The following is an 11,227-nucleotide window of genomic DNA, read 5'->3' on the forward strand; positions in this document are numbered from 1 at the left end:
CCGCGGTGCCGTGGCCTGGTGCTGCCTCGTTGCCGTCGGGCGAGGCGGCGGCGAGGCGGGCGAGGGCCCAGCCGATGCCGGCCGCGCCGTGGGCCAGGCCGCCCAGGCCTTGCGGGCGCAGGCCGGTGGGCCAGCGGGCGCCGGTGCAGTCCACGGCGGCCGTTGCGCGTAGCCGGCCGGCGCAGGAACGGGCCACGGCCAGCCAGCGGTCGCGGTCGCCGTGCGCGGAAAGGGCCAGTAGCGGCACGATGGCGCCGGCCGCGCCGGCCAGCAGGTCGTGGGTTTCGTCGGCGGCCACCGAGGCGGCGATCCGGCCGGCCGATCGGCAGGCCCGCTCCACCGCCTCCGCCTGCGTCACCGCGCCCAACCGGTGCAGCAGCAGCCAACCCCAGATCCGTGAGCCCAAACCGGTGTAGGCGCCGGGCGGCTCGGGATGGATGGGGATTCCGGCCGCCTCGGCCCGGCTCAGTTCCGCCCACGACCGGTCCTCGGCGAGCCGCACGGTCGCCAGCGTGGAGGCCAGGAGCCACTCCACGTCCTGTACCGGGTCGGCCCGTCCGGCCAGCATCTCCAGCCGGTACCCGGCCACCGCCACCGCCACCCCGAGCAACCCGCTGTACATGTCGCAGGGGATGGGCCGCACCGCCCACCCCGTAGTGCCGAAGGCGGGCGCGGTCCACGTCGCCGTCCCGTCCTCGCCCCGGATCGCCTCCTGCGCAAGCTGACCGATGATGCCGGCAGCCAGGGCGCGCCGCCGCAGGTCGACGTCACCGCCGCTGAACCGGCTGTGTGCCACCAGCGGTGGCTGCCATTGCCGGGCCGGGTTGTCGTCGAGATAGGCGCTGACCACCGCCGACCGGATGAGCCGGCAGTCGGCCGCCGGATCGGCGCTGCGCCAACGGGAAACCGCCGCCGCCACCAGATCCTGCGGCTCGCCCCAGCGCGTCCCCCGCGGCCCGGCCAGGACTCCCGATCGCGCGGTGGTGGTGAACATCGGGATGTCGCCGTCAAGCAGCTCGGCCACCTCGGCCGCGATAACGGCGGGCGCATCGGGTGCCCCGGCGACGTTGCGTGCGTGGGTCGCCAGCAGCTCGGCTGCCCGCTGCGCCGCCGGCTGCGGCTGGTGCAGCGAGCTCGGGTGCCACAGCATGTGGCCGATTTCGAGGTAGCCGGCCGTGTCCCGGCGGACCGACCGGATCGGACAGTCGGCAAACTCGGCCAGCCACGGCTCGAGGTGGCCGTCGCTGTCCAGCTGACGCAGGTGCTCGGTCAGCACCAAGTACCCGTCTTCGACGTGTTGCCAATACTGCACCAGATCCGGCTCCGGGCTGGGCAGGTTGAGACCGCCCGCCGGGCGTAGCCGCACGGTGGCCATCCGCATCCGGTCGGTGCCCTGGTCCACCAGACCCGGGACCTGCAACACCGGTTGCTGGCCGGGCAAGGCGCCCGCCCCGGACAGGTCGAGCCCGCGCAGGCCCGGACCGGCGGCCCGCCCCGGCAGCATGCCGATCGCCAGCACCGACCGGTTGAGCAGCTGCCGCGCCCGGTCGGCGGCTTGCCCGTACCCAGATGAAGTGATTGGGGGTGAAGGGGTGAACAGGGTTTCGCAGTCGACCACCGTGGGCACCGGCCCGGCCGCGATCAGGTTCTCGGCGTGCAGATCGCTGCCGGAAAGCAGCCGCAGCACGGCCAGCCAGTGGCCCAGCCCGCGGTAGAAGGCGCACAGCTCGGCGTGATCGCGGCAGTGGCGATGCGCGACGTATTGCGCCCACCCGTAATCGCCGTCGGCGTCGCGCCGGGCAAGCACGTCGGGTACCCGGATCCGGGTGGCCACGGGCTCGCCGGGCAGCAGCCGGGGCAGCAGCGCGCCAAGCGTGGCATCCACCTCAAGCGAGCGCGGCTTGTACACCACCCGGCCGTCGCCGCCATGCAGAATCGTGGTGGACTCGCCGCCGGAATGACTGTCCCCGGCACCGAATTCGACGTCGGTGAGGGTGCCGAGGCCACCTCCGGCCAGGCCGCCCACCGCGGCCCGATCGTCGCCGTAGCGGCGAGCGAGCCGCAGCGTCGCGGCGCATCTGTTGCGCACCAAGGCATTCAGCCGCGGCGGCAGCGCCGGGTAGGTGGTGGCCAGCTCGTCCCATCCGGCCTCCCCCGAAAGGTGGTCAGCCCAGTCCTGCCAACGGGTTTGGCTGTCGGCAGCGGTCAGCCGGCCACACCGCCCGGCGACGTGCAGCTCCAGCACCACCACCCTGCACACGTGCTGCCATGCGACTTCGCGCAGCGATCGGGTCGCTGCGGTGTGCAAGGCCGCCCGGTCGCCGGCCGACAGCTTGGCTGCCGCCCGCAACGAGCTTGCCAGCTCGGCCAGTGCCGGAGCGAGCACGGGATCCAGGATGCGCGCGATGCTGGTGATCATGCCTGGGCTTCTACTGTGCCGTGCCGACGTCTTCGATCGGGTGGCACATCGGTGGGCAGTTGGTGAGCCAGGCCGTTTGGCATTGGCTCTGCGTGTTGAGAGCTGGGTCGCTGGCGGTGATTTCCCCGACCGCGTAACGGCCGGCCAGGAACAGCGGCCCAGCCGGGTTGTCCTCGGCGGTGTCCAGGCCGAGCCGCCAGCTGGCGGCAACCTGATCCACCTGGACAGGGCTCAGAAGTTTCATTGCTTGCCTCCTACTTCACTCGGCAGATTGCGACGCTACGAGCGCGTGATGACTCGGTGATGACTCGGCCGTGACACCATGGAGGCGGTCGTGATTTTGGCACGTCCTCAGCCGAAGTGACGGGCGTCAATGGGTTGACGCCTTACCCACCATCGGTATCGTCGCCTATGAAGGCGGTGTGGAAGCGACCCGCGAGCACACCGTCACCTTGACGATCCCTCACACACGGGACGTGACACATGGCATTTCGTCTTCCACTTCCTCCCAGGCGCGCTGCTAAGGCGTTCGGCCTGGCCGTCGCGACCATAGTGGTCGTGGGCATCCTGCCCGGACCGGCATCGGCCGACCCCGATCCCCGGATCGGATTGGGCGGCGGCTGGCTGGACGCGCAGACCGCGATCAGCAACATGCAGATGCTGGCGCACATGAACAAGCCCGACGGCTTCGTCAACCCGGCGAACCCGGGCGACTTCGCCTTCGCCACCTCCGACATGGCGTTCCGCGGCCACCACGCGTTCATGGGCAACTACAACGGGTTCAACATCATCGACATCGCCGACCCCGCTCATCCCGCGGTGGTCACCAGCGTGGTCTGCCCGGGCGGGCAGGGTGACCTGTCGACCACAGGCAACCTGCTGTTCATGTCGGTGGAGCAGACCCGGGGCCGGGTCGACTGCGGCACCGATCCCACGGTAGGCACCCGGTTCCAGGGTGTGCGCGTGTTCGACATCAGCGATCTGTCCAACCCGGTCCAGGTCGCCGCCGTGCAGCTGTGCCGCGGCTCGCACACGCACTCGGTGGTGACCGATCCGAAAGACTCGGCCAACGTCTACGTTTACGTCTCCGGCACCACCGGGGTACGTGGCGACACCACGATCGCCGGATGCAGCAACGATCCGGCCACCGGTCCGGACCCGTCACGGTGGCGCATCGACGTCATCAAGGTGCCGGTGGCCCACCCCGAGCAGGCCATGGTGGTCAGCCAGCCACGGTTGTTCGCCGACCCGGTGACCGGGGCGATCGACGGCCTGCAGAACGCCCCGCCGACGCCGACGCATCCGTCCGGCAGCCCGTGGGGCCCGACCCCGATCACCGATGCCTGCCACGACATCACCGCCCTGCCCGCGCTTGGACTCGCGGCGGGTGCGTGTGAGGGCAACGGCATTCTGATCGACATCTCCGACCCGGCCCATCCGGTGAGGCTCGACGCGGTCAGCGATCCGCATTTCGCCTACTGGCACTCGGCCACGTTCAGCAACGACGGCAAGAAGGTCATCTTCACCGATGAGTGGGGTGGCGGCAGCGGTCCGCGCTGCCGGGAGACCGACCGGCCGGAGTGGGGCGCCAACGCGATCTTCAACATCGTCGACCGCAAGATGGAGTTCGCCGGCTACTACAAGCTGCCGGTGCCGCAGACGCTTCAGGAGAACTGCGTGGCGCACAACGGGTCGATCATTCCCGTCCCGGGCCGCGACATCATGGTGCAAGCCTGGTACCAGGGCGGCATATCGCTGATGGACTTCACCGATCCCGCAAACGCAAGGGAAATCGGCTACTTCGACCGTGGCCCAGTCGGCCCGGAGGCGCTTGTCCTGGGCGGGTTCTGGTCGGCCTACTGGTACAACGGCCAGATCTACGGCAGCGAGATCGCCCGCGGCTTCGACGTGTTCAAGCTGCAGCCCAGCGCGCACCTGACAGCGGCCGAGATCGCGGCCGCGGGCGAGGTGCAGCTGGCCGAGTTCAACGCGCAGCACCAGCCGAAGGTGACCTGGGCGCCCAGCTTCGCCGTGGCGCGGGCCCGGTTCGACCAGCTGCTGCGCACCTGCACGACGACGATCACCGGACGGCACAACGGCCCGCTGATCACCTCCGGCGTGACCTGCCTCAACGGCGCCACGGTCAACGGCCCGATCCTGGTGGGCGCCGGCAGCTCGCTGCTGTCGCTCGACGCCACCATCAACGGGCCGGTCGCCGCACCCGCGGCCGACGCGGTGCAGCTCTACCACAGCACCGTAGCCGGGCCGGTGGCGATCACCGGTAATAAGGGCAGCGCCGCCATCGTCGACTCGACAGTGCGCGGACCCGTGGTGGTCAACGGCGGCAACACCCCGGGCATCGAGCCGGTCATCGCCCGCAGCACCATCAACGGGCCGCTCGTGTGCAGCGGCAACGCCCCCGCACCGATCAACCTCGGGGCGGCCAACACGGTTCGCGGCCCGGCGACGGGACAGTGCGCCGCGCTCGACTAACCACTCGCGAAACCCAAGGCGCGCCCAGATTGCCGGGCGCGCCTTGGCATGCATTTGGCGGCTAGTTCAGCGCGCTAGTTCAGGGCGGCCAGCAGATCGCGCATGCGCCGGATCTCGATGGACTGGTCGACCCGTACCTCGCGGGCGAAGCGGTCGCTGTCCGGCTCGATCCCGCCGCCGCCGTCGGAGAGCTGCTGCACCATGACCAGAGCACCCTCATGGTGGCGGATCATGAACTCCAGGAAGAGCCGATCGAAGGCTGCCCCCTGCGCGGCCGCCAGCCGGGCCAGCTCCTCATCGTTGAGCATGCCCGGCATGAGCTGGTCGTGCCCGGCATGCCCGGTGTGCTCCTGCGGCTGGGGCTCACCGCGGGTGGTCAGCCAGCGCCGCATCTGCGTGATCTCGTCCTGCTGAGAGACGGAGATTCGCTCGGCCAGCAGCGGCAGCTCGGTGCTTACGGTGCGCCCCTTCACCAGAGCCGTCATCTGCAGCGCCTGCGCGTGGTGCGGGATCATCCGCTGGAAGAACAGGGTGTCCGCGAGCGTGTGCGGCGGGGCCGACATGCGCGCCAGCTCCTGTGGCGACAGCGTCCGGCCGGTCTGCCCGGGAGCGCCGGGCTGCACGACGCGGGGCGGCGGCGCGGCGCTGGGCTCGCCACCGGTGAAGCGGACGAGCGCGTAGCCACCGGAACCGAGGACCGCCACAGCGGCCGCAGCGAGCAGGACGGCACGGCGAGAAGTCCACATAATATATACACGGTAACCGATGACCGAGGGCTCGGGTAGATTACCCGGTATGTCGCGATGCCCCTGCTGTTCCGGGTTGCCCTACGCCGAGTGCTGCGAGCCGCTGCATCTGGGGCTGCGAAAGGCCGCTACCGCCGAGGCTCTCATGCGGTCGCGGTTCAGCGCCTTCGCGCGCAACGATGAGGATTACCTTTTAAAAACCTGGTTTGCGGGTACCAGGCCAAAAGCTTTGAATCTCGATCAGACGACACGCTGGATCCGCCTGGAAGTCCTTGCCACGTCGCAAGGTTCGCTGTTCGACAGCTCAGCAACGGTGCTCTTCGAGGCGCACTACCGCCAGGACGGAAAGCCCGGTGTGCTCAGGGAGGAAAGCAGCTTCGTGCGTGAGCACGAGCAATGGTTCTATGTGCGCGGCAACTATGGCTGATTTGTAAGTGATTTGTAGCGGGCTCTCGATACTTCCATTGACGAACGACCCGAATCGATGGAGGTATGTCCATGACCCGCACAAGACGCTGGGTGCTGTCGCAGGGCGCGGCCGCAGCCGCCGCGTTGGCCGCGAACGCCGCCTTCGCCACGCCGGGGCAGGCCGCGCTGCCGGTGGTGGATATGGAGATGGTGCTGCTGGCCGCCCAGGTCGACCCGCCCAAGCCGGACACCGGGCTCACCCCCGGCGCCAGCGCCCACGTCATCGAGGTGGAAAGGGCGTTGAACGCGCGCGGTTTGCTGGCCTCCGGCTCGGTCGACGGGCACTACGGGACCTCGACCGTGTCGGCCTACGCGCAGTGGCAGCAATCGCTGGGCTACACCGGCATCGACGCCAACGGGATCCCCGGCCCCACCTCATTGACCAGGCTGGGCGAGGGCCGCTACACGGTCACCCGAACGGTTTCCACCGGCTCACGCACCGACTCGTTCACCGGCGAGCGCGTCAACACCCGGACCCGCAACATGCTCGTCGCCGCGGACGCCAAGCTCGCCTGGGCCATCACCCTTTCCCAAGGTTCGTATACCAGCTCGAATCCTTCCTCCGCCGGTACCCATGACGGTGGTGGGGTGGTCGACATCTCGGTCAGCGCGCTGACCACCACGCAGCGCTGGCAGACCGTGAAAGCCTTGCGCACAGTGGGTTTCGCGGCGTGGCTGCGCAACCCGTCGCAGGGCGACTGGCCTTACCACATCCACGCCGCCGCCGTTTCCGACCCGGACCTGTCCACGCAGGCCCGCAACCAGATCCACGACTACTACTTCGGCAAGAACGGTCTGGCCAATCACGCGGCCGACGACACCCCGGCCGGCTACCGGGTCGCCTTCACCTGGTGGGAGAAGTACTCGCGGTCATAGCTCAGCCGTCCGTGGGCTATCCGGACCGCCACTGTCCACTTACGATGATCGCGTGTCGGGGCTGAACGACTTCTTCGTCATGCTGGCCGAGGCCCTCCATGAGCTGGTGGGCCTCGACGCCAGCCCTGAACTGCTGCGCGGCATCTTCCTCATCGCGCTAGCCGGCCTCGCCGTGGCGATCCTGATCCGGGCCGGGCAGGCCGCCGTCCAGGTGGGCAAGGCCGCGACCGGGTTCGTGCGCAAGCAGGTCGGCAACAGGTTCTGGCGCGACGCGGGCAAGCTCGCCTCGGTCATCTCGTTCGTCCTGCTCGTGCTGGCCTACGGCCTGTTCTGGCAGAAGCAGACCCGCACCCTCGACGAAGCGCTGCTGGACATGGGCCGCGAGCACCTGGCCGAGATCGTGCCCACCGCCATCCTGACCCAGGTGGTGCTGCTGTCCGCTTACTGGTTCATCTTCGGAAGGCTGACCGCGGTGCCCACCCGCACCCTGCTGGAGCCCTACCGTCTGGTCGTCGGGCTCGCCATCGCCTTCGCCTGGCTGCTGCTGGCTTCGGTGCTGCCGTTCGTGCTGGCGGGAGGCGATTCGGGCACGCTGGGCATGGCGGTGCTGGGCCTGATCACGGTGCTCGGGCTGTGCGTTCCGCTGTTGGCCAAGTCGGTGACTGCCGCGAGCAAGCGGGCTCAGCAGGGCAAGGCCCGCGCGAGCATCGCTGTGGCCCTGGTGGCGCTGCTCATGCTGACCAGCCTGGTTGCCACGACGGTGGCCGCGGTCTACGCCGCCGTGTCCTCGGACCCGTCCGTGGCCGGGCTGGTGGCCACCGATTTCGCCATCCTGACTGTGCTGCTGCTTTTCACTGGGTACCGATTCCGCGCCTACATCGGTCAGGCCGAGGTGCCCGCCGCCGTCCCGCATCTGATCGACTTCAGTTTGGCCATCTCCGCCTGCGCCATCGCGCTCATCAGCCTGCCCGGCTCGGAGGTCACCCTGGGCGGCGTTCCGCCGGTGGTCATCGCCGCAGGCCCGGCCCTGGCCGTCGCTGCGATGATTTACATTGTCCATTTGCGACGGTCGCCTCAGCACACCCCGCGGTGGCGGGTCTGCCTTGCAGTGGCCATCGTCGCCGGCCTGCTGGTCGGCCCGGTGAAGGCCCTGCTCAGCGCGCCCATCGCCGCGTTCGCCAGCATACTTCCGGTCAACTGGAGCTAACCCGCCGAAACTCCCCAAGTGTGGCATCATAGCGACCGATCTAAATTGGATGATGCACCACGACGTGGTAAGGGGAACCACCGTAATGAAGCGTGGAAAGCTGACCCTCCTGGCGGTCCTGGTCGCCGTGACATTGATGCCCATGCCCTCATCTGAGGCCAATGCCGCCAGCGTGGTGGTGCACACCAAGGCCGAGCTGCTGGCGGCGCTGGCGGGTGCGGTCGCCGGGGATACCGTCTTCGTCGACCCGGCGGCGTCGATCGATCTGACCGGGCAGAAGCGCATTGTCATCCCGGCCGGGGTGACCCTCGCCAGCGACCGTGGCCAGAACGGCTCGGCGGGCGCATTGCTCTACAACGATGAGCTCGACCTCGGCCAGTCCGAGACGTGGGCGCAGTTCTCGCTGCGGGGCGCTGGCATCCGGGTCACCGGGCTGCGGCTGCGCGGGCCCGACCGGGAGATCCGCGACAACGCCTACCAGTACGACAACTCACGCGGGCTGGAGGTGGTCGACGCCTCCGACCTGCTGGTCGACAACAATGAGCTCTACGGCTGGTCGCATGCGGCGGTGTATCTCGGTGACACCATCGAGGGCTGGGTCCGGGGTAACTACATCCACCACAACCGGCGCACCGGCCTTGGCTATGGGGTGGTGCTGTACAACAACACCAGCGCGGTGATCGAGGACAACACCTTCACCCAGAACCGTCACGCCATCGCCGGCAACGGCATCCGGACGGCGCGCTATGACGCGCGGTTCAACGTCGTGACCGACAACGCGCTGTCGCACGGCTTCGACATGCACGGTGAGAACGAGGCGCTCGGCAACGGCGCCCCCTACGCCGGGGATGTCATTCATATCAAGCAGAACAGCTTCCGCTCCACCGCCCAGCCGGCGATCGTCATCCGCGGCCGTCCGTTCACCGGCGCCTGGGTGTCGGGCAACTGCTTCGCCCACAGCGGTTCCAGCACCGCTGTGCGGCAGACGAACTTCACCGGCAACCTGTCCATCGGCGCCAACACCTACGGCACCACCACCGGCACGTGCCATCAGACCGGTCGCCGGATCGCCTGGCGATATTCGTCGGGTGGCACGGCCAGCTATGCGCCGCTGGCCCACTACACCTTCGACGTGTCCGAGGTCGGCTTTGGCGACTTCGACGGCGATGGGCGCACAGATGTGTTCCGGGCGACCGGCGCGCGCTGGTACTACTCACCCTCCGGATCCGGTGCGTTCATCCCGCTCGCCGCTTCCGGGTTAAGGCTTTCGTCGCTGCGGTTCCGCGACTTCGATGGCGACGGCAAAACCGACGTCTTCACCACTTCGGCCGGGCAGTGGCAGTTCTCCTCCGCCGGGCTGACCGGCTGGCAGCCGCTGGCCACCTCGAGCGCGGCCCTGGACTCGTTGCGGTTCGGCGACTTCGACGGCGACGGTAAGACCGATGTGTTCCAGACCAGCGGCGGCCGTTGGTACTACTCGTCGGGCGGCGCGACCAGCTGGAAACCGCTCGCCCTGTCCGGCGACGCGATCACCTCGCTCGCCTTCGGCGACTTCGACGGCGACGGCAAGACCGACGTGTTCACCACCTCCAACAACCAGTGGCGCTACTCCTCGGGCGGCGCGACCAGCTGGCAGCCGCTGGCCTCAGCCTCGGAGGCGTTGAGCGCTTTACGTTTCGGCGATTTCAACGGTGACGGCAGGACCGACGTGTTCAGCATCTCGGGCAGCCAGTGGCGCTATTCCTCGGGCGGCGCAAGCAGCTGGATCCCCCTGGCCACCAGCGGCTGCCCACTGGCGGGCCTCCACGTCTCCGGGGACTTCGACGGCGATGGAAGATCCGATATCTTCGATGGCCGGTGCGGCGGCTAGCCTGTCCCGCCTACGGGGTCTGCGTAGAAATACTCATTCGCCAACATCCGCCAGTTCAAGGATTTCCGCCGGTCTCCTCGGCACACTCACGGTACCTTTCCCAGTGTCCGAGGAGACCTGCCATGAGCACACCGACCTACCTGATGGGCCGCACCGATCAGGAAACCAGACGCCTGATCTCGGCGGCCCGTCTGCTCAACCCCATCTCCGAGCGCGCCCTGCGCGACGCCGGAATCGGCCCGGGCCAACGGGTTCTCGACATCGGCACCGGCGCCGGCGATGTCGCCCTGCTCGCCGCCGAGCTAGTCGGCCCAACCGGCAGTGTCGTTGGCATCGACCAAAATCCGGAGATCCTGCAAGCCGCCGAGCACCGCGCCCGTTCGCTCGGACTGGACAATGTCACCTTCGTCGAGGGCGACTGCACCGATGTGGACCTGCCCGGCCGGTTCGACGCTATCGTGGGTCGGCTGGTCCTCATGTACGTTGCCGATCCCGCGGCCGCGTTGCGGCGGCTGGCCCAGCGCCTCAACCCAGGTGGCGTGGTAGCTTTCCAGGACTTCAACTTCCATCCCTCTTCGGTACGCACTCTGCCCGAAGCCCCGCTGTGGCACACCGCCTGGGGCTGGATCTGCGACACCGCCGCCCGCGCCGGGATACCCTCCAACGCCGGCCTCGCGCTGCACCACACCATGACCAGTGCCGGCCTCCCGGCCCCCGCGATGCGCCTAGAATCCATTGTGGAAACCGGCCCAGACGCCGCCAGCTACGACTGGATCACCGAAGCGATCCGCAGCATGCTCCCCCTGATCGAACGCTTCGGCGTCGCCACCGCCGAGCAGGTCAGCATAGACACCCTGGCCGATCGCCTACGCCACGAAACTGTCGCCGCCGACGTCGTGCTAAAAACCCCCGACATCGTCACCGCCTGGACCCGCGTCGCCGCCACCCCCTAGCCCACTCTTCTGTCCCCCTTCCGCGACCCCCGCATCCCCACACAGCGCCGCACTTGCTTGCGCTGACCCCCCTCGGGAATCCCGCAGCCATTTCACACAGCGTCGATGCAGCCGCCGCAAGATCTCCCCGCCGCCGCCGGCTCTGGCTGCCCGCCGTGCTGCTTGTGTTCGTGCCGCCTCTGCCTACGGCTCGCG

The 11,227-nt window shown here is 68.8% G+C and carries 9 protein-coding genes; 6 read left to right on the forward strand and 3 right to left on the reverse strand.

Annotated elements, in window-relative coordinates:
• Together Rhe02_RS48200 and Rhe02_RS48205 are read right to left on the reverse strand one after the other, a co-directional pair.
• Nucleotides 1-2,419, reverse strand: a 2,419-nt coding sequence (locus Rhe02_RS48200; RefSeq protein ID WP_203915319.1) for a type 2 lanthipeptide synthetase LanM family protein, incomplete at its 3' end; no start/stop codon positions are given.
• 10 nt (nt 2,420-2,429) lie between these two features.
• Entirely contained in the window at nt 2,430-2,663 is a 234-nt protein-coding gene (locus Rhe02_RS48205; protein WP_203915320.1) for a DUF6229 family protein, read from the reverse strand.
• A 239-nt stretch (nt 2,664-2,902) separates the two neighbouring features.
• On the opposite strand from Rhe02_RS48205, the gene Rhe02_RS48210 reads away from it, so the two are divergent.
• Complete coding sequence (locus tag Rhe02_RS48210) at nt 2,903-4,912, forward strand: LVIVD repeat-containing protein (protein ID WP_239124559.1); 2,010 nt, start codon at nt 2,903-2,905, stop codon at nt 4,910-4,912.
• A 74-nt stretch (nt 4,913-4,986) separates the two neighbouring features.
• On the opposite strand, the gene Rhe02_RS48215 is transcribed toward Rhe02_RS48210, so the two are convergent.
• Nucleotides 4,987-5,658, reverse strand: a complete 672-nt coding sequence (locus tag Rhe02_RS48215) for a DUF305 domain-containing protein (protein WP_203915321.1) — start codon at nt 5,656-5,658, stop codon at nt 4,987-4,989.
• 76 nt (nt 5,659-5,734) lie between these two features.
• Here Rhe02_RS48215 and Rhe02_RS48220 point away from each other — a divergent pair, with 76 nt between their 5' ends.
• The 5 genes from Rhe02_RS48220 to Rhe02_RS48240 all read left to right on the forward strand — a co-directional run bounded on the left by Rhe02_RS48220 (nt 5,735) and on the right by Rhe02_RS48240 (nt 11,032).
• On the forward strand, nt 5,735-6,085 hold the full coding sequence (locus Rhe02_RS48220; RefSeq protein WP_239124560.1) for a YchJ family protein: 351 nt from the start codon (nt 5,735-5,737) through the stop codon (nt 6,083-6,085).
• Nucleotides 6,086-6,156: 71 nt separating this feature from the next.
• Entirely contained in the window at nt 6,157-7,002 is an 846-nt protein-coding gene (locus Rhe02_RS48225; protein ID WP_203915322.1) for a peptidoglycan-binding protein, read from the forward strand.
• Between the two features lie 52 nt (nt 7,003-7,054).
• On the forward strand, nt 7,055-8,209 hold the full coding sequence (locus tag Rhe02_RS48230; protein ID WP_203915323.1) for a hypothetical protein: 1,155 nt from the start codon (nt 7,055-7,057) through the stop codon (nt 8,207-8,209).
• Nucleotides 8,210-8,294: 85 nt separating this feature from the next.
• Entirely contained in the window at nt 8,295-10,079 is a 1,785-nt protein-coding gene (locus Rhe02_RS48235; protein WP_203915324.1) for an FG-GAP-like repeat-containing protein, read from the forward strand.
• Nucleotides 10,080-10,201: 122 nt separating this feature from the next.
• Nucleotides 10,202-11,032 (forward strand): class I SAM-dependent methyltransferase, encoded by an 831-nt coding sequence (locus tag Rhe02_RS48240; RefSeq protein ID WP_203915325.1) that lies wholly within the window; start codon nt 10,202-10,204, stop codon nt 11,030-11,032.
• Nucleotides 11,033-11,227: the final 195 nt, after the last annotated feature.

The organism is Rhizocola hellebori, assembly GCF_016862955.1.
GTDB classification, from domain to species: Bacteria; Actinomycetota; Actinomycetes; order Mycobacteriales; family Micromonosporaceae; genus Rhizocola; species Rhizocola hellebori.

Excerpts from the sequence above, each read along its gene's own strand:
- Rhe02_RS48225 (WP_203915322.1), top strand. The coding sequence starts at position 6,157 with ATGACCCGCACAAGACGCTGGGTGCTGTCGCAGGGCGCGGCCGCAGCC.
- Rhe02_RS48205 (WP_203915320.1), bottom strand. The coding sequence starts at position 2,663 with ATGAAACTTCTGAGCCCTGTCCAGGTGGATCAGGTTGCCGCCAGCTGG.
- Rhe02_RS48235 (WP_203915324.1), top strand. The coding sequence starts at position 8,295 with ATGAAGCGTGGAAAGCTGACCCTCCTGGCGGTCCTGGTCGCCGTGACA.
- Rhe02_RS48210 (WP_239124559.1), top strand. The coding sequence starts at position 2,903 with ATGGCATTTCGTCTTCCACTTCCTCCCAGGCGCGCTGCTAAGGCGTTC.
- Rhe02_RS48215 (WP_203915321.1), bottom strand. The coding sequence starts at position 5,658 with ATGTGGACTTCTCGCCGTGCCGTCCTGCTCGCTGCGGCCGCTGTGGCG.
- Rhe02_RS48240 (WP_203915325.1), top strand. The coding sequence starts at position 10,202 with ATGAGCACACCGACCTACCTGATGGGCCGCACCGATCAGGAAACCAGA.